Annotated in this window: 25 protein-coding genes and 1 riboswitch; of the genes, 17 read left to right on the plus strand and 8 right to left on the minus strand. The window is 67.3% G+C overall.

What is annotated here, in order from left to right; all coding sequences use genetic code 11:
• Positions 1 to 998 precede the first annotated feature (998 nt).
• The 5 genes from KBY67_RS07375 to KBY67_RS07395 all read left to right on the plus strand — a co-directional run bounded on the left by KBY67_RS07375 (position 999) and on the right by KBY67_RS07395 (position 5,028).
• A complete protein-coding gene (locus tag KBY67_RS07375) occupies positions 999 to 2,303 on the plus strand; it encodes a diacylglycerol kinase family protein (RefSeq protein WP_255110324.1) in 1,305 nt (434 codons plus the stop codon).
• Complete coding sequence (locus KBY67_RS07380; RefSeq protein ID WP_255110327.1) at positions 2,300 to 3,826, plus strand: metallophosphoesterase; 1,527 nt, start codon at positions 2,300 to 2,302, stop codon at positions 3,824 to 3,826. Before KBY67_RS07375 ends, KBY67_RS07380 begins: the two co-directional genes overlap by 4 nt.
• Positions 3,827 to 4,112: 286 nt before the next feature.
• Positions 4,113 to 4,418, plus strand: coding sequence for a hypothetical protein (locus KBY67_RS07385; protein ID WP_255110329.1), 306 nt, complete (start codon positions 4,113 to 4,115; stop codon positions 4,416 to 4,418).
• Positions 4,418 to 4,600, plus strand: a complete 183-nt coding sequence (locus KBY67_RS07390; protein WP_255110331.1) for a DUF3721 domain-containing protein — start codon at positions 4,418 to 4,420, stop codon at positions 4,598 to 4,600. Before KBY67_RS07385 ends, KBY67_RS07390 begins: the two co-directional genes overlap by 1 nt.
• Positions 4,600 to 5,028 (plus strand): hypothetical protein, encoded by a 429-nt coding sequence (locus KBY67_RS07395; protein ID WP_255110333.1) that lies wholly within the window; start codon positions 4,600 to 4,602, stop codon positions 5,026 to 5,028. The genes KBY67_RS07390 and KBY67_RS07395 overlap by 1 nt, the downstream gene beginning before the upstream one ends.
• Positions 5,029 to 5,283: 255 nt before the next feature.
• On the opposite strand, the gene KBY67_RS07400 is transcribed toward KBY67_RS07395, so the two are convergent.
• On the minus strand, positions 5,284 to 5,469 hold the full coding sequence (locus KBY67_RS07400) for a HupE/UreJ family protein (RefSeq protein ID WP_255110336.1): 186 nt from the start codon (positions 5,467 to 5,469) through the stop codon (positions 5,284 to 5,286).
• A gap of 17 nt (positions 5,470 to 5,486) precedes the next feature.
• A riboswitch (cobalamin riboswitch) is annotated at positions 5,487 to 5,633 on the minus strand.
• Positions 5,634 to 6,047: 414 nt separating this feature from the next.
• On the opposite strand from KBY67_RS07400, the gene KBY67_RS07405 reads away from it, so the two are divergent.
• The 5 genes from KBY67_RS07405 (at position 6,048) to KBY67_RS07425 (ending at position 9,014) form a co-directional block, all read left to right on the plus strand.
• Positions 6,048 to 6,242, plus strand: a complete 195-nt coding sequence (locus KBY67_RS07405) for a hypothetical protein (RefSeq protein ID WP_255110338.1) — start codon at positions 6,048 to 6,050, stop codon at positions 6,240 to 6,242.
• Positions 6,242 to 6,520, plus strand: coding sequence for a type II toxin-antitoxin system death-on-curing family toxin (locus KBY67_RS07410; protein WP_255110340.1), 279 nt, complete (start codon positions 6,242 to 6,244; stop codon positions 6,518 to 6,520). The genes KBY67_RS07405 and KBY67_RS07410 overlap by 1 nt, the downstream gene beginning before the upstream one ends.
• Positions 6,520 to 6,711: a hypothetical protein gene (locus KBY67_RS07415; protein WP_255110342.1), complete on the plus strand. Its 192-nt coding sequence runs from the start codon at positions 6,520 to 6,522 to the stop codon at positions 6,709 to 6,711. Before KBY67_RS07410 ends, KBY67_RS07415 begins: the two co-directional genes overlap by 1 nt.
• 192 nt (positions 6,712 to 6,903) lie before the next feature.
• The gene (locus KBY67_RS07420; protein ID WP_255110344.1) at positions 6,904 to 8,421 is read left to right on the plus strand and encodes a WD40 repeat domain-containing protein; all 1,518 of its coding nucleotides are present in this window, start codon (positions 6,904 to 6,906) and stop codon (positions 8,419 to 8,421) included.
• Positions 8,418 to 9,014, plus strand: coding sequence for a hypothetical protein (locus tag KBY67_RS07425; protein WP_255110346.1), 597 nt, complete (start codon positions 8,418 to 8,420; stop codon positions 9,012 to 9,014). Before KBY67_RS07420 ends, KBY67_RS07425 begins: the two co-directional genes overlap by 4 nt.
• A 62-nt stretch (positions 9,015 to 9,076) precedes the next feature.
• On the opposite strand, the gene nadA is transcribed toward KBY67_RS07425, so the two are convergent.
• Complete coding sequence (nadA, locus tag KBY67_RS07430; protein ID WP_255110348.1) at positions 9,077 to 10,033, minus strand: quinolinate synthase NadA; 957 nt, start codon at positions 10,031 to 10,033, stop codon at positions 9,077 to 9,079.
• Between the two features lie 63 nt (positions 10,034 to 10,096).
• On the opposite strand from nadA, the gene KBY67_RS07435 reads away from it, so the two are divergent.
• From KBY67_RS07435 to KBY67_RS07445, 3 genes are all read left to right on the plus strand, one after another.
• Positions 10,097 to 10,984 (plus strand): TIGR04168 family protein, encoded by an 888-nt coding sequence (locus KBY67_RS07435; protein WP_255110442.1) that lies wholly within the window; start codon positions 10,097 to 10,099, stop codon positions 10,982 to 10,984.
• Positions 10,978 to 12,045 carry a hypothetical protein gene (locus KBY67_RS07440; protein ID WP_255110350.1) on the plus strand — a complete coding sequence of 356 codons (1,068 nt, stop codon included), beginning with the start codon at positions 10,978 to 10,980 and terminating at the stop codon, positions 12,043 to 12,045. Before KBY67_RS07435 ends, KBY67_RS07440 begins: the two co-directional genes overlap by 7 nt.
• 505 nt (positions 12,046 to 12,550) lie before the next feature.
• Positions 12,551 to 13,303, plus strand: coding sequence for a glycoside hydrolase family 104 protein (locus tag KBY67_RS07445; RefSeq protein WP_255110352.1), 753 nt, complete (start codon positions 12,551 to 12,553; stop codon positions 13,301 to 13,303).
• 18 nt (positions 13,304 to 13,321) lie between these two features.
• Here KBY67_RS07445 and KBY67_RS07450 read toward each other — a convergent pair whose 3' ends face one another.
• Positions 13,322 to 14,158 (minus strand): TPM domain-containing protein, encoded by an 837-nt coding sequence (locus KBY67_RS07450; protein ID WP_255110354.1) that lies wholly within the window; start codon positions 14,156 to 14,158, stop codon positions 13,322 to 13,324.
• 47 nt (positions 14,159 to 14,205) lie between these two features.
• Here KBY67_RS07450 and KBY67_RS07455 point away from each other — a divergent pair, with 47 nt between their 5' ends.
• Together KBY67_RS07455 and KBY67_RS07460 are read left to right on the plus strand one after the other, a co-directional pair.
• Positions 14,206 to 15,360 carry an SAM-dependent methyltransferase gene (locus KBY67_RS07455; protein WP_255110356.1) on the plus strand — a complete coding sequence of 385 codons (1,155 nt, stop codon included), beginning with the start codon at positions 14,206 to 14,208 and terminating at the stop codon, positions 15,358 to 15,360.
• Between the two features lie 9 nt (positions 15,361 to 15,369).
• Entirely contained in the window at positions 15,370 to 16,320 is a 951-nt protein-coding gene (locus KBY67_RS07460) for an isopenicillin N synthase family oxygenase (protein ID WP_255110358.1), read from the plus strand.
• Here the strand turns inward: KBY67_RS07460 and KBY67_RS07465 are convergent.
• On the minus strand, positions 16,307 to 17,401 hold the full coding sequence (locus KBY67_RS07465) for a metallophosphoesterase (protein ID WP_255110360.1): 1,095 nt from the start codon (positions 17,399 to 17,401) through the stop codon (positions 16,307 to 16,309). The two genes, KBY67_RS07460 and KBY67_RS07465, sit on opposite strands and share 14 nt — an antisense overlap.
• A gap of 65 nt (positions 17,402 to 17,466) precedes the next feature.
• Between KBY67_RS07465 and KBY67_RS07470 the strand changes: the two genes are divergently transcribed.
• Together KBY67_RS07470 and KBY67_RS07475 are read left to right on the plus strand one after the other, a co-directional pair.
• Complete coding sequence (locus KBY67_RS07470; RefSeq protein ID WP_315855565.1) at positions 17,467 to 17,874, plus strand: VOC family protein; 408 nt, start codon at positions 17,467 to 17,469, stop codon at positions 17,872 to 17,874.
• Positions 17,875 to 17,973: 99 nt separating this feature from the next.
• Positions 17,974 to 18,189, plus strand: a complete 216-nt coding sequence (locus KBY67_RS07475; protein WP_255110362.1) for a chlorophyll a/b-binding protein — start codon at positions 17,974 to 17,976, stop codon at positions 18,187 to 18,189.
• A 137-nt stretch (positions 18,190 to 18,326) separates the two neighbouring features.
• Here KBY67_RS07475 and KBY67_RS07480 read toward each other — a convergent pair whose 3' ends face one another.
• From KBY67_RS07480 to KBY67_RS07495, 4 genes are all read right to left on the minus strand, one after another.
• On the minus strand, positions 18,327 to 18,497 hold the full coding sequence (locus KBY67_RS07480; protein ID WP_255110364.1) for a hypothetical protein: 171 nt from the start codon (positions 18,495 to 18,497) through the stop codon (positions 18,327 to 18,329).
• 107 nt (positions 18,498 to 18,604) lie between these two features.
• The gene (locus KBY67_RS07485; protein WP_255110366.1) at positions 18,605 to 18,898 is read right to left on the minus strand and encodes a hypothetical protein; all 294 of its coding nucleotides are present in this window, start codon (positions 18,896 to 18,898) and stop codon (positions 18,605 to 18,607) included.
• The gene (locus KBY67_RS07490; RefSeq protein ID WP_255110445.1) at positions 18,898 to 19,575 is read right to left on the minus strand and encodes an AhpC/TSA family protein; all 678 of its coding nucleotides are present in this window, start codon (positions 19,573 to 19,575) and stop codon (positions 18,898 to 18,900) included. The genes KBY67_RS07485 and KBY67_RS07490 overlap by 1 nt, the downstream gene beginning before the upstream one ends.
• A 128-nt stretch (positions 19,576 to 19,703) precedes the next feature.
• Positions 19,704 to 21,218, minus strand: a complete 1,515-nt coding sequence (locus KBY67_RS07495; protein ID WP_255110368.1) for a cryptochrome/photolyase family protein — start codon at positions 21,216 to 21,218, stop codon at positions 19,704 to 19,706.
• Positions 21,219 to 21,220 lie beyond the last annotated feature (2 nt).

The raw sequence follows: 21,220 nt of genomic DNA on the forward strand, positions 1-21,220 counted from the left end.
TCTTCTGCCGAAGCCTGTGGATGCGCTTCTCCTCATCCCAGAATCCACGCTGTCCCATTCAGCTGTGTTGAACTGAACCAATTCTATAGCATATTTCATAGTCTGTCAGGGAGCGGCGTAGATTTTTCGAGGTGCCCTTAAGAGTTCGCTGAAAAACGTTTCGGACCTCCAATCGCAGAGCGGTGAGGCTCAAAAGAGAGACAGTTCCAGCAGTATCTCAGCTCCCCGCGGGTCATTCCGGGGAGCAGAACTGCATGGATTTGAAGGGTTCACCCAGAATCGTCCGTCGTCCGCAGGCTTTTTCAACAGCCTCTTAAAGTTATCTACGCCGATTTAGTTTAGTCACTAAATATAATATCTTTCCTTGCTGGGCAGCGATGAGCCCGCGGCAATATCCTTTCCTTGCTAGCCTCGTTCTGATGCAGGGGTCGGAAACTGTCTTGCCAGTGCCATGCGCAGCAGTACGCGACCCGGCCGGCTGTCAGGTCAGCACGGTGGAGCTCCCGAACATCAAAGAGGTGCTCACGCCAGAACTCCACAAGGCTGGCAGGACGATGGTGAATCGCCCCTTGTCGCCATTGCCGCTGCGAACGATCAGCCACCAGGCGCGCACAACTCCTTCAAGGTTGCCCACATCACCCCCAAGCACCTCTCTGCAAAGAATAAAGATGGGCAGAAAGCGCCTGACTCTTGGTGGAAGTACTCACCTGCCCCACTGTGGACAGATGGGACAGGAAGGCATTGATCTCCGTCTCGTCCATCTACCTGGGATGCCACATCCCGTGACAGCGCCGCGCTTGCAATACCTCCCATTAACGATCCATCGGCTGTGGTGCAGGAGCCTCATCCATGCGACCAACGCGACGCCTCCTTCAGTACACCCCTCCGCTCCAGCGCGGTGGGTCGATTAGCCTGGCCTCAAGGTGGCTTTCAGCAGGTGCTGCTGGTGGGTGGTGCACGGACTATTGACGACAACGCTCCTCCTGACATGACCATCTATGGCCCACGCCCTGGTGCTCCTGGCGAGCCCGTCGCGGGAAGCTGTGCTGCTCGACTGGCTCGACCGCCAGGCCCTGGCCGTCTCCGGTTTTCCGTTGCTCGCCACCGCCGAACTGGCCCAGCGGCTCCGCAGCGATCCCCGCACCGCCCAGCTGCCGGTGATGGCGCTCGAGGCGCTCGCCGAGGGGGGCGACATCCAATTGGCCGCCCGTTTGCTGGCGGGTGAGGTGGCGGCGGTGATCGCCTTCCTCGATCCGGAGGCGCCACCGGGCACCCCGCCCGATGGCCGGCTGCTGATCCGCGCCTGCGATCTGGCCGCCGTGCCCCTGGCCCTCAATGCCGCCACTGCCGAGCTGGCCCTGCGGGGCCTGGCCCACGGCCGCTCGGCCTACCTGCTGTTCAACCCCGTGGCCGGCCAGGGGGATGCCAACGCAGATCTGGCCCTGATCCGTTCGATCCTCGAGCCCCAGCTCCTGGTGACGGTGCTTCTCACCGGGCCCGGCACCGATCCGGGCGACCAGTGCCGGGAACTTGTCGAGTTGCTCCAGGCCCGGCCGGCCGGAGAGGTCGGCAATGTGATGATCGTGGCCTGCGGCGGCGACGGCACCGTCTCGGTCGTGGCGGGGGCGGTGGCCGGCACCGGCATTCCCCTTGGCGTGATCCCCCGTGGCACCGCCAATGCCTTCGCCGCGGCCCTCGACATCCCCACCGACCTGGTGGCCGCCTGCGAGACGATCCTGGCCGGCCACACCCACGTCGTGGACGCCGCCCGCTGCAACGGCCTGCCGATGACCCTGCTGGCCGGGGTCGGCTTCGAGGCCGGGATGGTGGATCGCGCCACCCGTGAACTCAAAACGATGCTGGGTCCGCTCGCCTACGTGCTCGCCGGCGCCCAGCAGCTGGTGAGCCAGCAGCCGTTCCAAGCCCGCGTCGAGATCGACGGCACCGTCACCGAAATGCAGGCCGTCGCCATCACCGTGGCCAACGTGGCCCCCGCCACCTCCGTGCTGGCCCAGGGCTTCGGGCGGGTGATCCCCGACGACGGCCTGCTGGAGGTCACGATCGCCTCGCCCAGCACCCGCCTGCAGGGACTCAACGCCCTCGCCTCCCTGCTCACCTCCGCCGTGGTGCAGTCGCCCAGCAACCACCCTGATCTTCTGTGTCTGCGGGCGAGTCACATCACGATCACCACCGACCCTCCCCAGCGACTGGTGATCGACGGCGAAATGCTCGATGCCGACCCGGTGACCTTCACCTGCCTGCCCAGCGCCCTCACCGTGTTCGCGCCGCTGCCGCCACCGTGAATCTCGCCTCCGAAGCGGGCATCGCCACCAAGGTCAGCCGCATGGCCGAACGGGTTCGCTGGGGCCATCCCGAGATCGTCCGCTGTGGCATCGATCCCTGCCTCCTGGCGATCGAGGCGAATCCGGATTCGCCCGAGGCTTTCTCCTTCCTTGTGCTGGGGGACAGCGGCACCGGGCTGCACCGCCGCGACAGCCCCCAGCGGCAGGTGGCCGAGCAACTGATCTCCCATGGCGCCGATGCCCGCTTCCTGCTCCACACCGGTGATGTCGTCTACCAGGTGGGCTCCAGCGAGCAGTACCCGGACAACTTCATCCGCCCCTACCGCGAGTGGATCATGGGCGGCGAGGACTGGCGGCGGCTGCACTACGACCGGCTTGTCTTCCGGGTGCCGTTCCTACCGGTGCTCGGCAACCACGACTACTACGACCTGCCGGCGCCGCTGGGGCTGCTTGCCGGTCTGACGGCGCCGCCACGGCGCCTGCTGAGGGCCTGGCTGGATCTGGGTGTGGGCTGGCACGGTTCCTACGTGGGCCAGGCGTGGGCCCGCGCCTTCCTTGATGGTCTTGGCGCTGTGCCGGAGGCGGACCTCGGCGAGCACCTCGCCCGCACCCGCAGCGCCACGGTCGACGGGGTCCGCTGCCTGCTCTACCGCCCCGGCCAGTTCACCCGCCTGCCCCACCGCCACTACACCTTCCGCTGGGCCGGCGTCGATGTGTTCGCCCTCGACTCCAATACCTTCAACCAGCCCCTGCCGGCCGGCACCGACAACGGGGACCTGCGGGAGCGCCGCCAACGGCTCGACGCCGAACGCGCGGCCCTGCTGCTGTCCCTGGGCCCCCTCAGCGGCGACGAGGATGCCCGCGACGATCGGGCCACCAAGGCCGAGCAGCTCGATGAACAGATCCGTGACATCGACAAGCAACTGACCAGCGGGCCACGGGCAGTCGATGAGGCCCAGCTCGACTGGTTCGCCGACGCCCTGATCGCCTCCTGGCGCAACCCGGCGGTGCGGGGCCGGCTGCTGGTGCTGCACCATCCCCCCTACGTCACCGAGGTGAGCAAGTGGGACCAGGGCCAGACCCTGGCGGTGCGCGCCCAGCTGCGCCGGGCCCTCGATCGGGTCGCCGCCGCCCTCGGTGATCGGCCGGCCGGCCGCCCCCTGCTGGATCTCGCCTTCAGCGGCCACGCCCACTGCCTGGAGCTCCTCAGCACCGGCGACACCGGCCACGGCGATGCACACATCCCCTGGGCCATCTGCGGCGGCAGCGGCCACAGCCTGCGCCGCCAGCGGCCGGAGGGGTCCGAGCTGCTGGAGGGTCCACCGGGCAGCCAACGTGTCGTGGCCCGCTCTCGCCTGTTCCTCGGCCGCAGCGGCCGGGGCTCCGCCCTGCGTCGCGCCTATTCCGCCCTGCGGGTCGACGTGGCGGCCGGCACCCCGCTGAAGCTGACGCTCACGCCGCTGGTGGCGGAGAAGGCTGAAGGGAAATGGCGGCCCTACCGCGGAGCAGGGATCGCGCTGTAGACCGGAAGCGCTTCCGTCGTTGAGGGCCAGTTGCTGATGGCTGGGGCATGGAGGCTCCGGCGGCCCCGGGTGATCACCGCAACGCCATGGTGGCCGCCTGCAGTTCTGAGCTGTCCAAGGGCCGGATTGAGCCTGATGCTCCAGCAGCAGCAACACCCGGGCGCCAAGAACCCGGTGACGGTCTGCCGTCAGGTGATCGATTTTGCGCTCAAGCCCAACCGGTTGCTGGTGCTGGAGGCTGGCGACAGCTTGAACCTCATCGCCGAGCGCTACGGCACCACCCACCGTGCAGACGTTGCGGGCGGTGAATTCGGATCTGGCTCAGCAGGGGCCGATCACCACGGCAGGCGGCGACACGCTCAAGCAACTGGCGATCCACTACGACACGACGGTGGATTGGTTGTGGCTCTACAAACCGGACTACGACCGCTGGCCCCGCAGTGATCCGTTCCCCGTTGGCATCCGACTGGGTGTGGGTGTGGGTCAGGATCCCTGCAATGCCGATCTCGTTTTGAGCCCATGCGTTGCCTTGCCCCTCTGCTGGCCCTTGCTGCAGCCGTCGGTCCTTTCCTCTGCGGTGCCCCTGCTGTGATGGCGGCCCCGGATCCGGCCGCCCAGGGTGGCACCAAGGCGATATTCGCCACCAAAGCCGAGGCGGAAGCTGCCGCGAAACACTTCAACTGCAAGGGCGCCCACAAGATGGGTGAGATGTGGATGCCCTGTGCCAGCCACGGCGATGCCTCCGGCACTCACACCAGCCCGATGGCGCACTGATGGCCAATTCAGCCTGTGGTACCAAACCCAAGCTCATCTCGATCGGCATCGCCCCCCTCGGGATCATCTCGATCGGCATCGTGCCGATGGGCGTGGTGAGCATCGGCATCGTGCCGATGGGTGTAATCAGCATCGGTGCCGTGGCCATGGGGGTGATCAACGCCTCCGTGGTGGGGATGGGCGTGCTGATCGCCGGCGTCAATGTGATGGGTGTCTGGTGGGTCGGCCTGGAGGGGATGGGCCCCTACCGGCTGGGGGGATCAGCCGGGCAGGTGCATCACCAGCACGGGCAGCAGGGGGGCAGCCCGAATCTCTACGCCTACCCGAGCAAGCAGATGGCACTCCAAAAGGCGACAGAGCTGGGCTGCGAGGGCGTCCATGCCATGGGGTCGCTGTGGATGCCCTGCCAGGAGCATCCACAGCCGTGACCCAGCGCCTTCAGCGCACCAGCAGACCGATCGGTCCGAGCGCCAGGAAGCCGCCGAACAGAGCAAGCACCGGGCAAGCTTGGCGGTCCAGTGGGCCGGCAGGCGTCTGAGCACGAGATAGGTGCCGCCCCGCCACTCACCACCAGCGAGCCGGCGAACGCCCCCAGCCGCCAGCTGGCAGCCGTGAGATCACCGGGCGCCTCCTGGCCGTGGAGCAAGGTGTTCATCGCCGATGACGCAGGCCAGGGCCCAGAGCTACAGCTGGCCCGAGATGTAGGAGGCGGCAGCCCCCATGGCGATCAATAGCAGCAGATGGTCGGTGCCAAGCAGGGGATGGAGGGAACCGGCGGCTGGGCCGCCAGGACCACAGCCAGGGGCGAGAAACAGACGATCGGGGCCAGGGACCTGGCGGTCGGATTGGAGGGTGAAGTCATCGAACATCCCGGTCCACGCCGGGGTTGAGGGGAACAGGAAACGGCGAGCGTTCTGACTCAGGAACCACACCGGAGGGTGGGGCTCCATCCCAGCTGCGGGACAGCGCCGGACTCCCATCGGGCTTTCCTCGTTGCCTTTCGGGCGTGTCCACCGAAAAACGTTCGCTCCCATTGTGCGCCGATTGCCGCTGCTGGGCCGCTGCCTGGGGCAAGGTTCAGACTTCCGCTGGCCCTGGAACGGAATGATGGCGCACACGTCACCCGTGCAGATCGACCGCCTCGTGCGGCAAGGGGGAGCCCTGTTCTTTTCCCAGCAGGAGCTGTGGGCCGCACGCTCCTGCTTAAGTCCTATCCCCCTGGCGAGCCCATTCCGCTCGCCCTGCATCTCCTTGGCCTGGTATCTGGCTTGCTTGCGCTTTTCGTTCAGCGCTGATGGATCCACGCTTCCTCCGTCAGCTCGATCAACGAAGCGGCGATCGTCTCTCTTGCCATGGGCAGGGCGGACCCCCCATGGTCCTACTGGACCTTCGCGAGCCACCATCAGCAGATGAAGGAGCCATCGTTGGAACGTGAGTGGAAGCTTCCATGGCGATCGCGATCGAACTCAGCGACCACCAGGCCCAGGCGCTGAGCGAAGTTGCTGCACTGCTCCAGGTTCCAGAGGCTGTGTTGGCCGCTGCAGCTGTGTGGGATCTGCTGGCTCACCAGTCCGCCGATTTTGATGCTGCCGCGCAACGCGTGCGGGACAAGAACCAGGAGCTCTATCGACGCCTGGCTTGATGCGTTGGCCGCACCTGACCGAGGTACTGGAGCTGCACTGTTGCCTGATTCAGCAGAGTGGAGTCAGGGCGTGCCTACGCGATCTGGGCTTGCTGGAAGCCTCTCTGGCCCAGCCCCGCCAGAGCGTTGCCGGTGTTGATCTTTTCCCCGGATTGATGGCGAAAGCAGCAGCCCTGGGCTTTTCCCTGATCCAGCACCCCTTCGTGGACGGGAACAAGCGCATCGGCCATACCGCCATGGAGACCACCTTGGTGCTCAATGGATTGGTCTGGGAGTGATGAATACCATTTCTGATGCCATCACCATTGCCTTCTTTCGCAAGCGGCTCCGCAAGGCAGGTGTCATCGATGAGCATTTTGAACGGTTTGAGGTGCACCTGCGATCCCATGGGCTGGAGGCCCGTGGTCGGCAGATCATCGAGCCACGCTGGTCCCTGTTCCCTAGCCTCAAGGCTTCTGCGAAGCAGTAGCAGCGGAACACTCGGGAGGAGAACAAGACCATCAAGGATGGAGCCATCCAAGAGAAGTGGTAAACGCATACTCGCCAGGCCTCCGGCTCAGCGTCTGCTGCAGTTGTCTGTTGCAGTTGTCGGCGCGTGAGAAGCAGGGGCCTGACGTTTGAGCAGAATTGATTCACCGCGCGTCAGTACGGCTTTCCTGGGATGTCTCCGTTGTTCGACGCCGACAAGCTTCTGCAGATCGTGCTGCCGAAGCTGCTGCGCATGACGCTCGTCAGCTTCGTGGTGGGCAGTGTCGTGGGAGCGGTGGTCGCCGCGATCGCCGCCCTGATCCGGCGATCACGGCTGAGGCGATCCGGATTCCAGCCTCAGGAGGACGGCGCTTCGCGGGGAAGTCTGTTGTGGGCGTCCCTCTGGGGATCGTTCCTGGGCACCTTGATGTTTGGCCTCCTGCCGATCGAGGCCAACCCGGCTTCCCTGATCGGCGGGCCCTACGGGGCCATCTGGTTCGGCTTCATGCTCCTGGTCTTCGTGCCGGCCGGTGCCATCACGGGTGCTGTTTTTGGACTGATCGCTGCCGGAGCTGCGCGCCTCCGCCCGAACCTGCCCCGGGTGATGGCTTTCAGCACCGTGCTGGCCTACCTGATCAGCACCCTCGTGCTCACTCTTCTCCTGGCGCCGCCGACCATCGGATTCAGCACTGCTCCAGCGACGGGTCCGTTCCCGCTGGTGGCCAGGCTCACGGGCGGCGAGGACGGCCCTCCCCTGGATCTGGCCCTCAACGAGGATGGTGATCAGCTGGCCGTGCTGCAGGTGCGCAACAGCGAGCAACAGCTGGACATCCTGGAGTTGTCCACACAGAAGCGGCGCCGAATCCGCAACCTCTATGGAAAACCGGAGGAGCAACGAACCCTTCAGGATGTTCTGAGCTCCGTGGCCTTCAGTGCCGATGGACAGGAGTTGATCACGGCCGCTGTGCAGCAGGTGCAGGTACGAACGCTGCCCGAGGGGAAGACACGGCTGCGACTGGACGGCGCGACCGTGGCCTATCCGATGGCCGACCGCAGGCTCGTCACCCTGGCCGCGGTGGACGCCCTGGCGCCCAGTTCGCAGCCGCAGAGTCTCAAGGTCTGGGCGCTTGCCACGGGCCATCTGCTGCGAACGATTCCAGCTGATCTGTCCACCCTTGACTGGAGGGAACTTCCGATCGCCGTGAGCGCCGATCGACGCCTTCTGGCCTTTCCCCGCCGCCTCTACGACAATCAGATCCAGGTCTGGAACATCGTCGACAACAAACTGAGCAGCACTCTGGCTCTGGGCAGCCCAGCCGGCATTCTCTCCCTGGCCTTTTCTCCGGACGGCGGGCAGCTGGCCGTCGCTCTCGGCCAGGGTCCTCCTCTCTCCCTCTGGGATCTGGCCTCGGCCCGCCAGACGCACGCCTTCGACGCGGTGGACCGGGCGCAGCAGCTTCACTGGACGGACAAGGGCCTCCTCGTGGGCTCCGGGGGCGTGGGCTCCGGGGGCGCCTTCAAGGTTCTAAACCCCAGGAGCGGAGATGTCCTGCACACCCTCCGAATTCAGCCGGCTGCGCCCTTGCCCCAGGACACTCTCGACCTACCACTGGGTCTCTCCGCTCTGAGTGGCGATGGCAGCACCTTGGCCGCTTACGTTCCCCGTCAGGGAATCGGTGTGTGGCGCGTGGGCCTTCACCACCCGTCGTGACTCAGCCAACCTCCGACTGCATGGCCGTGCGAAAGCAGGACATCAGCTCGTTGCCGCGCTGGCTCACTGCTTGCGCCCTGTGCCTGCTGCCTTTGCTGGTGTTGCTGCCCGACCATGCTGGTGCCGCATCGGCCCCCTGCCCCGCGTCCGTGGTGGACCAGCTCGATGGCCTCTACCGCTGGCAGGTCGCCCGTCAGGACGAGCGGGGGCCGATCGATCTCTCGAGTCAGCGCGGCCGCTTCACCCCGGGGCTCGATCAACAGCTGCGGGCGGCCCACCAGCTCAACCCTGCCGATGGGCGCTTCGTGGACTTCGATGTCTTCAGCGGCACCCAGGTGCGTACCTTCGGGGCACGGGTGCTGGGTTGCGCTCCGGCCGATCAGGGCGGCCTTGAGGCCAGGGTGGCCGTGCAGGTGGGTCTGGGCAAACGCCCCGCCGATGCGCCGGTGCTCCTGCGCTACCGGCTGGTGGCCGGCCCCTCCGGTGCCTGGAGGATCGCCGACATCACCTACCCCGGTGAGCCGGCCTTTCGCCTCTCCTCCTTCCTCTCTGAGCTGCTGGACATTCAGCGGAATGGAGATGTGAAGCGCTGACGGGGTCAGGAGATGGCCGTATCCAGATCAGCGTGACTGTGGCGAAAGGGGCGTTGCTTCCCCTACCGGCTCAACTCCAGCATCCGCTGGATCGGTGCCAGGGCCCTGACCCGCAGCTCCTCATCGAGCTCGATCGCCGGACTCATTGTGCTCAGGCACTGCCACAGCTTCTCCAGGGTGTTCAGGCGCATGTAGGGACAGGCGTTGCAGCTGCAGCCGTCCTGTCCGGGCACCTCATGGAAGGTTTTGTGGGGCAGCTTCAGGCGCATCTGGTGGAGGATGCCGGGCTCGGTGAGCACCAGGAAGCTTTGGGCCTCGCTGCTAGCGGCGCGGGCCAGCAGCTGGCTGGTGGAGCCGATGAAGTCGGCCAGATCCAGCAGGTTGGGCAGGCACTCCGGGTGGGCGATCACCTCGGCCTGCGGGTGCTCCAGCTTCAGCCGCAGCAGCGCCTGCTCGCTGAAGGTTTCATGGACGATGCAGCCCCCCGGCCAGAGGGTGAGCTCCCGGCCGCTCTCTCGTGCCACCCAGCGGCCCAGGTTCTGATCCGGCGCAAACAGAATCGGTCGATCGGGCGGCAGCTGCTGCACCAGGCGCACGGCGTTGCTGCTGGTGCAGATCAGGTCGCTCTGGGCCTTCACCGCCGCCGAGCAGTTGATGTAGCTCACCACCAGGTGCTCCGGGTGCTCGGCGCGGAAGGCGGCGAAGCCATCGGCGGGGCAGGCATCGGCCAGGGAGCAGCCCGCCTCCAGATCCGGCAGCAGCACCGTTTTGCCGGGGCTGAGGATCTTGGCGGTCTCGGCCATGAAGTGCACGCCGCAGAAGACGATCACCTCGGCGTCAGTGCCGGCGGCCTGGCGGGAGAGCTCCAGTGAGTCGCCGATGAAATCGGCCACGTCCTGGATCTCAGGGCTCTGGTAATAGTGAGCAAGGATCACGGCTTTGCGCGTCAGGCGCAGCTCGTCGATCGCGGCCGGCAGGTCGTGGGGGACGGTGGGGGCTTCAAGGGCGGCAAAAACCAACCTTGACCTCAACTGGGGCAGGATGACTCCAGCCTAGGGAAGGGAGAAGTCGTCACGGCCCACATACGCCTTGCCATTGCCGGGGATCTGCACGGCCAATGGGACCGGCGGGATGTGGACCTGCTCAGCCGGATCGCCCCCGATGCCCTGCTGGTGGTGGGCGATCTCAGCGACGGTCAGCAGCGCATCGCCGCCAGCCTCGCCGACCTGTCACTGCCGGTGGCCTGCATCCTCGGCAATCACGACACCGGCAAGGACCACAGCGGCCACAAGCTGCAGCGCCAGATCGATTGCCTCGGTGAGCGCCACTGCGGCTGGGCCCTGCGCCAGCTCGATCCCCCCGGCCTTTCGGTGGTGGGTGGCAGGCCCGGCAGTGCCGGCGGTGGCCACCACCTCTCCAGGGCGGTGCAGGCCCTCTGGGGTCCCGTCGAGCTGGTGGAGTCGGCCGGGCGGATCGCGGCAGCGGCCCTCTCGGCCGACCCGCGCCTGCCCCTGGTGCTCCTCGCCCATTGCGGTCCCAGTGGGCTGGGCAGCACCGCCAGCGATCCCTGCGGCCGCGACTGGAAATCGCCCGCCTGTGACTGGGGCGACCAGGACCTCGCCCAGGCGATCGAGCAGATCCGCGTCGTGCGGCCACTGCCGCTGGTGGTCTTCGGGCACATGCACCACGCCCTCAAGCGCGGGCGGGGGGAGCGGCGCAGCTTCCTGATCGATCGCCGCGGCACCGCCTATCTCAATGCCGCCTTCGTGCCGCGCCATGCCGTCGATGGGGAGGGGCGGCAGCTCTGCCATCTCTCCTGGGTGGAGCTGGACCAGGGCCAGCTGATCCACGCCAGCCACCGTTGGTACGAGCCGGACACAGGGCGGTTGCTCTACGAGCAGCGGCTGCACCAGCAGCCCCTGGCCCAGCCCCAGCCGGTGGGTGATCAACCCGAAGCGCTGCCGTGCTGATCTACGCCGCCATCAGTGGCCACGGCTATGGCCACGGCTCCCGCAGCGGCGCCATCCTGCTGGCCCTGGCCCAGCGTCAGCCCGGCTGGCGGCTGGTGCTCTCCACCTCCCTGCCGGCGGCATTCCTGCGCACGGTTTTCGGAGAGGTGTCCTTTGAGCTGCGCCCCTGCGGCTGGGATGTGGGGGTGGTGCAGGCCGATGCCCTCGGCGCTGACCCCGCCGCCACCCTCACGGCCCTCGATGCGCTGGAGCGCCGCCTGCCCGATCAGATCGCCGCAGAGGCCCGCTGGCTCAGGGCCCAGGCCGGACCGGTGCTGCTGCTGGGTGATGTGCCACCGGCCCTGGCGCGGCTGGCGCAGGCCGGCGGCTGGCCGCTGATCTGGGTGGGTAATTTCGGTTGGGATGCCATCTACAGCCCCATGGGCGGCCCCTTCCTGGCCTGGGCTGAGCGCTGCCGCTTGCTTTACCGCCAGGGCCAGGGCCTGATCCACTGCCCCTTCTCGATGTCCATGAACTGGGGCCTGCCGGAGATCCGGGTGGGCCTCACCGTGGCCCCACTGCGGCAGCGGGCCGAAGACCTGCGCCGGCGGCTGGAGTTGCCCGAGCGCAGCCGCTGCGTGCTGGTGAGTTTCGGTGGGCTGGGCTTCGAGTTGGGGGAGGAGCCCTTCCGCCGCTGGCCCGATCGGGTGTTTGTGAGCACCGATCCCTCGGCCGCGGGGGCAGCCCATGTGCGCCAGTTGCCCCAGGGATTGCGCCTGCTGGAGTTCATGCCGCTGGTGGAGCGATTGATCACCAAGCCTGGATACAGCAGCTTCTGTGAGGCCCTGGCGCACGATGTGGGCATTCATCTGGTTCACCGCCAGGGCTTTGCCGAGGCGCCGGTGCTGGAGGAGGCGCTGCGCCGCCATGGCCGCCACCGGTTGCTCAGCCAGGAGCAACTGCGCTGCGGCGACTGGCAACTGGATCAGCCTCTGCGGCCGGCCGGCGTGGGCCCCCTGGCGCTGGACGGGGCCCAGCAGGCGGCCAGCTGGCTGGAAGACCGGGCGCTCGCCTACAGCTGAGATCGCTGGGGAGCATTGCAGTGCAAGAGATCTGGTGTCGGTGGCTACCACGCCCTGGGGCTCAATCAGCAGAACTGATGATCAGCGCGATCAATGATTTCGCATCAATAATCCCTGTCCTGAACAGTGATGTGAACCCCGAGGCCAATTCTGATAACGGGTGGACGGTCGTGCGACTGTCACTAACACGATCCCCGACGAAGGGCTCGTTCGACACATTGGCGTGCAACCCGATCCCGCCACGATGTATTCTTCCATCGCTTCGACGGTTTCCCTTGAGTTCTACCCTGATCAACGAGCCTGATTGCATACATCAGGGTTTCTGATCAGCTTTATAAGCTCATCTAAGCACCCACAGTCCTTGCTCCGATCAGCAGTCACGAACTGATCAAGACTTTCCCCTCAAATCTTTCTCCAGCACAGCAGCGTTTCTCCAGGCCGATTCTCAATGGAATCCACCTGGCTTAAACGTGGCTGCAACCAGTCCTCTCCCCCAATCAATCAGTTGCCCGCCACCGCTTCCCGCCTCAGCCGCTTCTGCCTGCCAGCTCTGGTGCTCGCCCTCAGCGCCCCAGCCCACGCCACGGCCTGGGAGGAGATTCGTCTGCCCGGTGCGGCGCCAACCAGCCAGCCCCAGTCGCTGGCGATCGCCACTCCCCAGGGTCTGCCGGGGATGCGCGCTGTCTTCGAGATCACCCCTGAGCGGCGGGCCCTGCTCAACACCATCCGCTTTGCCGAGGGCACTTGGGCCAACGGCGAAGACGTGGGCTACCGGATCATGTTCGGCGGCAGCCTGATGCCCTCGCTGGATCGCCACCCCAATCAGGTCAACCGCACCGTGGGCTATGCCAGCGCCGCCGCTGGTGCCTACCAGTTCATGCCCTTCACTTGGTCGATGGCCACCCGTGTCCTGGGCATCAGTGGCTTCGGCCCCCAGGTTCAGGATCAGGCCGCCATCTTCCTGATCCAGCGCCGTGGCGCCCTGGCCATGGCCGATCGCGGCATGCTCACCCCTGAACTGGCCGCCAAGCTGGCGCCGGAATGGGCCTCCTTCCCAACCCTGGCCGGCAGCAGCTTCTACGGACAGCCCGTCAAGCGCTACGGCCAGCTCAGGGCCTTCTACGAGGCGAACCTGGCCAGCCTGCGCTCCATCGACAACGTGCGCACGGATATCGCCCAGGCCGCCCCTCCGGTGAAGCCGGCCTGCACCGGCGATAGCCTCAGCTGCGCCCTTCAGGAGGCCAGCGCCGGACGCTGATCCCAGGCGCTGTGTCGTTCACCCGCCGCCGGAACCCTCAGTGGCGCCGGGAATCCCCAGGGTTTTCTGGGCAATGAGGTAGGCCCCAACGGCCCCGCCCAGGAAGCCCAGTGCATTACGCAGCACCGGCAACAGATCGGAGGTGCGGGTCACCACCGGCCCCAGTCCGAACACCACGAAGAGCATCACCCACAGCGGCGAGAGCAGCAGGATCCAGCTCCAGGCCACAACATCGCCCTGTTTGCGCGGATAGCCGGCGAAACCCACGATTAGGCCCCCCAGCAGCGAGGTGCAGAAGGTAAGCAGCCACTGCTCCTGGGGCAGGCCCGGCACCACCTGGCAGCCGCCGCGCTCCAGGCAGGTTTCCACCGCCGCGAGCGCATCGACAATTGCGCCGTCCTCGCCGTGGTCTCGCACGTAGTACTGGTTGCCGAAGCGGGTCTGCAGCTCCACCCAGAAGGTGCGCGGCATCAGTGCGAAGAGCGCATCGCCCACATTGAAATTAAGCAGGTTGCCGCCGCGGGGATCGGCCACCAGCAGCAGGCTGCGCTCATCCAGACCCCAGAACTGCTTCACCGCCAGGCCAGGGGTGCGCTCGTACTGGGTGAGCACCCGCAGCTTCCAGCCACTGCTGGCCTCGAACGCCTCCAGGTGCTCCTCCAGGCTGGCGCGCTGGCCATCGGTGAGCGCCCGGGCCAAATCGATCACGGGGGTGGGGTGATCCGGCAGCAGCGAGGGATTGTCGGCGGCCTGGGCCATCCCGCCCGCTGCTCCCCCCAGCGGCGCCAGCAGTAGCACCAGAGCGACCAGACCGGCAAGGATGGAGCGGAGGAGAGATCTGGCGCCAGGGGCCATGCGGCTGCTTCAGTGGCCCTGCATTCTCCCTGAGCTGCCGCCCGGCCGTGTCCCTGCCCGCCTGGCTCCATGAGCGCCTGCTCCAGTTCGGTGGCAGCGTGCCCTTTCGCACCTACATGGAGTGGGTGCTTCACGACCCCCATCACGGCGCCTACGGCGCCGGCCGCCTCAGCATCGGTCCCGGCGGTGATTTCGCCACCGCCCCATCGCTGGGCCCGGAGTTCGCGGCCCTGCTGGCCCCCCAGCTCGCCCGCTGGCTGGAGGATCTGCCGGGCGGCCGCCTCAGCCTGGTAGAGACCGGCCCCGGAGAGGGCAGCCTGGCGGCCCAGCTGGCCGAGGACCTGGCCGCCGGCTGGCCCCGGCTGGCCCAGCGGCTGGAGCTGGTGCTGGTGGAGCCCAACGCCGGCATGGCGGCTCGCCAGCGCCAGCGCCTCCAGGGCTGCCCGCTGCCGCTGCGCTGGAGCAGCTTTGAGGAGATGGCCGCCGCTCCGCTCAACGGTGTGGTGCTGGCCCATGAGGTGCTCGATGCCCTGGCGGTGGAGCGGATTGAGCGCTGTGGGGAGCACTGGCGCCGCCAGCAGGTGACGCTCCAGCAGGGGGCGTTGCGGCTGGAGCCCGGCGAACTTCTGGAGCCGGAGGATCAGGCGCGACTGGAGCCCCTCGGGCTGCTGCCCCTCCATCCACGGCGCCCCGAGGGCTGGTGCAGCGAACTCCACCCCGGGCTGGCCCCCTGGCTGGCGGCCTGCGCCGCCGCTGTGGCACACGGCCGCCTGCTGGTGATCGACTACGCCCACGAGGCCTGGCGCTACTACGCCCCCCAGCGCAGCAATGGCACCTTGATGGCCTACCGCGCCCAGCGGGCCAGCGCCGATCCGCTGCAGGAGCCCGGCCAGTGGGACCTCACCGCCCACCTCTGCATCGAGAGCGTGCTGGAGGCCGCCGAGGCGGCGGGCTGGAGCTTCCTGGGCCAGCGCCGCCAGGGGGAAGCCCTGCTGGCCCTGGGGCTGGCCCAGCGCCTGCACGGCCTACAGCAGCCGGGCCCGTTGGCCGATCGGCTGGCCCGGCGCGAGGCCCTGCTGCGCCTGGTGGATCCCGCCGCCCTCGGCGATTTCCGCTGGCTGGCCTTCAGCCGCGGCGAGGCCGCGCCGGCCGTGGCTTCCAGCGCCGAGCTGTTCCTGCAGGATCCGAGCGGTGAGGCGTAGCTTGCGCCGATGGAGCCCTCGATCCTCGATGTCGATCTGCTGGCCTTCGAGCGGGGTGACGAACGGCGCCGACGGGCGGTAGTGGATGGGGTGAGGCGCAGCCTGGCCACCGGCTTCCTTTACACCAGCAGCGATCTCTCCACTGATCTGCTCGATTCGGCCTACGCGCTGCTGGCGCGCTTCTTTGCCCTCGAGGCCGAGAGCAAAGGTCGCTTCACGGCCACCGGGGCCTCCGGCCAGACGGGCTACACCGGCCTGCTGGTGGAAACCGCCGCCGGCAGCGAGAGGGCCGACTGGAAGGAGATGCTCAATTGGTCGTCGCCGATCCCGGCCGCCCACCCCCTGCGCCGCCGCTTTCCGCTGCTCTACCCCGAGCCGCTGCTGCCCGAAGCGGTGGTGCCCGGCATCACCGAGGTGCTGCTGAGCTTCCATGCGGCGCTGGCTGATCTGCAGCGGCGCGTCCTGCGGGTGATCGCCCTGGGCCTGGGGGCGGCCGAGGGGTTCTTTGAGGAGATGGTCAGCGAGGCCCCCACCCTCAGCCGCGCCATCCGCTACCCGCCCATGGCGGCGGCCCCTGGCCCCGGCCACCTCTGGGCCGCCGCCCACGGCGACATCAACCTGATCACCGCCCTGCCCAGGGCCACCGGCGCCGGCCTGGAGGTGGAGGTGGACGGCAGCTGGGTGCCGGCGCTGCCGCCCGAGGGCCAGGTGATCATCAACAGCGGCCTGATGCTGGAGAGGCTCAGCAACGGCCAGATCCCCGCCGGCCTGCACCGGGTGGTGGCGCCGCCCGATTCCATCCAGGAGCGGCTGAGCGTGGTGCAGTTCTGCCACGCCCGACCCTCCACGCTGCTGACGCCCCTGGCCAGCTGCTGCACCCCGGAACATCCCCAGCGCCAGGTCGGGGTGCTGGCGGCCGATGCCCTCGAAGAGGTGCTCTACCGCATCAACCTCTTGTAACGGCGGAGCGGCGCACCTGGGTGCGGCCGCGGCTGTCGCTAAGGCTCTGCGGCAGCCCTGCTGGATCCAGCAGTTGTTTGCTGCGCATGTTGACCGTGCTGTCCCGGCGACGGCCGCTGCTCCAGTCGTAATCCAGCACGGTGAGGGTCTGGAACGGTGCCGCGCTTTGCCCCAGCAGCTTCCGGGGTCCGCTGCCGAGGGCACCCAGCTGGATAAGATCGAGTTGGCCAAGCCGTCCGGGGTAGTAGGCGTGCTGGTGGCCGCTGATGTAGGCCTCCACCCTCTGGCGCTCCAGCAGTTGACGCAGCTCCTGGCTCTGGGCCAGCACATTGCCGGCGGTGTCGCGCCCCTGGGCCACCCCCAGCAGCGGCAGGTGGCCCACCACCAGACGCCGCTGGGCGCCCTGGGCCCCAGCGCTCGCCAGGCTTCGCTCGGCCCAGCGCAGCTGGTCCGCTGGGATCTGAGCGGAGGAGGCATCGAGCACCAGCAGAAACATCTCGTCCTGCAGCACGGAATAGAAGAAGGGAAAGCCGGAGGCGTCGACGAAGCTGAGGCCGAGGTCAGCCTGCTGGCGGCGCCAGTAGCGGCTGGCTTCCTGCCGCTCCCGTTCGAAGACATAGCCGCCGCCCGCCCTGCTGCTGGAGGCGTCGTGGTTGCCCATCGCTGGAGCGAAAGGCAGGCCCGCGCGGCGCAGGGGCCTGAGCACCTGGCGATCGAAGCCGGCCCACATGGCCTGCAGCTGGGCGGTGCTCAGGCTGGTCTTCTGGCCGGCCACCATGTCGCCGGCGCAGACCACCAGATCCGGGTGCAGGGAGGGGATCAGCGCGATCCCCTGGCCCACCTCGGGGATGTAGCTGGTGGAGCCGTAGCTGGCATTGAGATCACTGATCAACACCAGCCGCCGGTCGCCGCGGTCCGGAAGCCTCAGACCGCCTGCGCCTGCGCCTGCGCCTGCGACCGTGCCCGCGGCCAGCGCCGCCGCTGGGGCCGCCTGAGCCCGCTGCCATCTGCCCAGGGCCGCCCCCCCCAGGGCCAGGCCCCCGAGGCCGAGCAGCTGACGTCGGGTGAGGGATGGGGCCATGGCTGGATCACTCCGCTGTGTCCCCATGCTGCCTCTGCCCGCCCAGAGTGGCCCCCCCAGACACCATGACCGGCATGTCCACCGCCCAGACCCACACCACCCTGGTGCTGGCGGCCGATCAGCCCGATCGCCTGGCCGGGTTCTACGCCGCCCTGCTCGGCAGCGAAGCCCGGCAGGGCCTTGGCTCCAGCCACTGGAGGCTGGCCTGGCCCGGCGGCGGCCGCCTCGAGATCTATGCCCCGTCATCGCAGCGGCCGCAGCCCCGCAGCCCAGGTCGCCTGGCCCTCTGCCTGCAACGCTCCAGCTCCGCCTCCGCCGAGGATTGCCTGCAGCAGCTGCAGGCCTGGGTGGCGCAGGCCCTGGCTCTGGGGGCCACGGCCCGGGAGCCCCCCCGGCTCGACTCCTTCGGCGCCGAGGCCTGGATCGCTGATCCTGAGGACAATCGCCTGCTGCTGCTGTTGCAGGCCTGCTGAGGCCGGCGGCGTCCGCGGCCAACCCATAGGCTGCCTTTCGCCAGCATCTGCACTGGCGAAAACGATCAGTTCCAACGCGTCACCGATGAGCCACCAGCTATGAGCAGCGACAACTTCCGCTACGAGCCGGTGGAGAAATTCGGCGAAGGGCTCACCACCAACCGCCCCTGGAACACCACCGCCCTGGCTGGGGTGGAGCTGCTCAACGGCCGCGTGGCGATGCTTGGGTTCAGCGCCGCCATCCTCGGCGAGTGGCTCACAGGCAAAGGAATCGTCGGCCAGCTGGGAGCTGTGCTGGCCTGGTATCTGAGCTGATTCCGGCTGATCTCAGCTGATCAGCGATCAGCGGCCATCGAGACCGGTGAAGGAAGCCTTGCCCAGGCTCTGGCTGTTGACCATGAAGCCCACCAGGGCGGCTGAGGGGTCGGGCGGCAGATCCAGGGTCTTCACCTTTAGGGGAGGCAGTCCTGGACGGAGATGCGATAGCTGAACCCGAGGGCGCCGGCGTCGGAGGAGTTGGCGGTGAAGAAAAACTTGAAGCCGGTGAAGAGCTTATCGACGATAAAATCCGTGTTCCAGTTCGATCGGCCGATCAACTTGTCCCGCCCCACCGACTTGGCCATGATCGGGCTCATGCCGTGTCATCGTCAGAAGTCGTGTCCATCAGAAGCGATATTTTACCGTTACATGCCGTACTTGTGGTGTAGATCAAGTCAGAGAGTCCAGATCATCATGCCCTTCTGGCAGTAGTGCGTGCACCACCTTCGCTAAAATGGTGGGATTGGGATGATTCAGACCCTGCCAGGTTCGAATGTTCCATACGATCAGACGGCGTGGACCATGCTGAAACGCAGGCTGAGGTGGACTGGCTTTTCTGGACAGGCCCCATCGTTACATCACCAGCTTGAATCACGTCGGCTGAGTCGACGTGCACGATGACTTCGCCGTTCCTGTGTGCGCCAGGCAGGTGCAACAGGTCGATGGTCATCAGCACAGGCGAGGCCGGACCGTTGAGCAGAACCATCAACTGAGAAATGGATCCAGGAAGCTGAGTGGCCTTGCCATGGTCGCCGAGAAGCCGAGGATGCCGAGGTCCCGGTAGCTGTAAAGCAGCGTGTCGTCGGCCTCGAGCAGGAAGGTCCCGCCCCGCTGGGTGAGGAAGTCGTCGCGCGGCACGTAGGTGCGCCAGTGGCCCAGCACTTCGCTCATGTTGCGCAGGCGAACCGTGGCCAGCTCGAAGGGACGCTGGAACCCGGTTCCGCCCGCCCTGGCGAAGAACGACCCCTTGATCGGTGGCAGGGGTCCCGCCTGGATGGTCTCCTCGTCGGCGATCCGCTGCGGAGCGCTGCGATCGCCCGTGTAGCCACGCAGTACCTCAGCCAGGGTGCCGGGTGAACCGATGCCGGCGCACATCAGCAGCAGGTTCGGCCACGGCCCGCCGATCTGCCGGAGGCCCTCGTAGAGCCCCAGGGCCCGATGCAGCTGGGGTTCGGCATCCACCCCGAGGTAGTCGAGTGGAAACCCCGTGAAGGCGCAGAAGCGTTGGCGGCCCGCCTCGTCGCCGATGCCGATCGACAGCACGGCGATGCCGGCAGACTCCAGCTGCGGCAGGAACGGGACCAGGGCCTGGGCGTATTCGAGGCTGTCGAAATCCCCCAGCTGGCTGAGCAGCAGCACGAGTCGGCGCTGACCATGCCCCATCCCGGCCACCCCCGCCAGCCGCTCGAGCAGGACAGCGGGTGCAGGCGGTCGTGCCTCACTGCCGGCTGGATCGGTGGCCGATGGACCGGCGTTCATTAGATCGGAGCTGGGCACAAGCAACGCGACGGTCAAGGCAGGACCATCGTGGCGCCCTCCAGGAACGTCTCCGCCGCGACGAACAGGCCACCGCGGCGAACGGGGTCCATCCGATCCAGCAGGTGCACCATCATCGAGAGGCGGGGGTTGGCCTGGAAGAAGGCGCGGTGGCCGTCGATGAAGCGCCAGTAGAGGCCGTCCCAGATCTCGCACCAGGGCCCCTTCTTGAAATCGCTCATCTTGAGGATGTAGTTGGAGCCGCAGATGTAGGGCTTGGTGGCAAAAAGGCCGCCATCGCTCATCTGGCCCATGCCGTAGACGTTCGGACCCATTACCCACTCATAGGAATCCAGGTAGCGCTCCATGAACCAGCGCTGCACTTCCGCTGGGTGGATCTCGCAGAGCAGCATCAGGTTGCTGATCACCATCAGCCGTTCGATGTGGTGGTTGTAGCCCGTGCGCTCCAGCCGCTCGATCGCCGCATCCAGCGGTGGCAGGCCGGTGCTGCCGTCGGACCAGCAGGGCGCGAGCCGGCGCTGGTGGTTCCAGAAGTTGCTGCTGGTCTGGCGTTCGCCATGCACGCGATCGATGCCGCGCACGAACTCACGCCAGCCGATCACCTGGCGCAGGAACCCCTCCAGCGAGGCGATCGGCACCGGCTGTTCACCGTTCTGCCGTTGCTGCACGTGGACCAGGGTGGCCTCGATCACTCCAGCTGGACAGAGCAGACCGATGTTGAGCAGGGGAGAGAGCAGGGAATGGTGCAGGGTGCCCAGGCGCGCACTCAGAGCGTCCTCGTAGGGGCCGAATCCGTCGAGACGGTCCTGGAGGAACCGCTGCAGCCAGGCGTCGGCCCCGGCGTGATCGAAAGGAATCCAGAGTTCCCCCAGCACTCCGGGGTGGGCGGCGAAGTGGGTGGTGATCAGCTGCCGCACCGCCGGTTCATGGGGGCTGGCCGTCACAGCCGGCAGGGGCGGCTCCTGATAGCCCTTCGGCAGTCGGCGGCGGTTTTCGGCGTCGAAGCTCCAGCGGCCACCGCTGGGGGTGCCGTCGGCTTCGAGCAGCAGCCCCAGGCGCCGGCGCTGCCGCTCGTAGAAGGTCTTCATGAAGGGGCGGCGACGTCCTTCGAACCAGGCCCGACTCTCGGCGATGGATTCAAGGAAGGCGGGCGAGGGCAGAACGGTCAGCCGGACCAGGTGCTCCCGGCAGAAGCGATTCAGACTCTGCTCGAAGCTGCGGTCGGCGATCTCCGCCACCTGCAGCTCCCGGCCTTCGCCCAGCTCCGCCGCCAGCCGCTCCCAGAACGAAACACCCGCCGAAGCAGGCAGTTCGAAATAGCGCACCGCCAGCCCCCGCTCGACCAGGGCATCGCGGAAGCTGCGCATCGCCACGAAGGTGTGCAGCAGGCGCAGCTGGTGGTACTGGTAGGTAGAGGCCACCGCGAGGTCTTCGATCATCAGCACCCGGCTTCCGGCCGCGAGCTGCAGCGGCGAGGGGCTGAACCACTGGCGGTGCAGCTGATCGCCCAGGATCAGGGTCAGGACCATGC

Origin of the sequence: Synechococcus sp. RedBA-s (assembly GCF_024345495.1) — a bacterium.
GTDB lineage: Bacteria > Cyanobacteriota > Cyanobacteriia > PCC-6307 > Cyanobiaceae > Regnicoccus_A.

Coding starts and splice junctions, on each gene's coding strand:
- KBY67_RS07375 (WP_255110324.1), top strand. CDS start 999: ATGGCCCACGCCCTGGTGCTCCTGGCGAGCCCGTCGCGGGAAGCTGTG.
- KBY67_RS07390 (WP_255110331.1), top strand. CDS start 4,418: ATGGCGGCCCCGGATCCGGCCGCCCAGGGTGGCACCAAGGCGATATTC.
- KBY67_RS07395 (WP_255110333.1), top strand. CDS start 4,600: ATGGCCAATTCAGCCTGTGGTACCAAACCCAAGCTCATCTCGATCGGC.
- KBY67_RS07400 (WP_255110336.1), bottom strand. CDS start 5,469: ATGTTCGATGACTTCACCCTCCAATCCGACCGCCAGGTCCCTGGCCCC.
- KBY67_RS07405 (WP_255110338.1), top strand. CDS start 6,048: ATGGCGATCGCGATCGAACTCAGCGACCACCAGGCCCAGGCGCTGAGC.
- KBY67_RS07410 (WP_255110340.1), top strand. CDS start 6,242: ATGCGTTGGCCGCACCTGACCGAGGTACTGGAGCTGCACTGTTGCCTG.
- KBY67_RS07415 (WP_255110342.1), top strand. CDS start 6,520: ATGAATACCATTTCTGATGCCATCACCATTGCCTTCTTTCGCAAGCGG.
- KBY67_RS07420 (WP_255110344.1), top strand. CDS start 6,904: ATGTCTCCGTTGTTCGACGCCGACAAGCTTCTGCAGATCGTGCTGCCG.
- KBY67_RS07450 (WP_255110354.1), bottom strand. CDS start 14,158: ATGGCCCCTGGCGCCAGATCTCTCCTCCGCTCCATCCTTGCCGGTCTG.
- KBY67_RS07460 (WP_255110358.1), top strand. CDS start 15,370: ATGGAGCCCTCGATCCTCGATGTCGATCTGCTGGCCTTCGAGCGGGGT.
- KBY67_RS07465 (WP_255110360.1), bottom strand. CDS start 17,401: ATGGCCCCATCCCTCACCCGACGTCAGCTGCTCGGCCTCGGGGGCCTG.
- KBY67_RS07470 (WP_315855565.1), top strand. CDS start 17,467: ATGACCGGCATGTCCACCGCCCAGACCCACACCACCCTGGTGCTGGCG.
- KBY67_RS07475 (WP_255110362.1), top strand. CDS start 17,974: ATGAGCAGCGACAACTTCCGCTACGAGCCGGTGGAGAAATTCGGCGAA.
- KBY67_RS07480 (WP_255110364.1), bottom strand. CDS start 18,497: ATGGCCAAGTCGGTGGGGCGGGACAAGTTGATCGGCCGATCGAACTGG.
- KBY67_RS07485 (WP_255110366.1), bottom strand. CDS start 18,898: ATGGTTCTGCTCAACGGTCCGGCCTCGCCTGTGCTGATGACCATCGAC.
- KBY67_RS07490 (WP_255110445.1), bottom strand. CDS start 19,575: ATGGGGCATGGTCAGCGCCGACTCGTGCTGCTGCTCAGCCAGCTGGGG.
- KBY67_RS07495 (WP_255110368.1), bottom strand. CDS start 21,218: ATGGTCCTGACCCTGATCCTGGGCGATCAGCTGCACCGCCAGTGGTTC.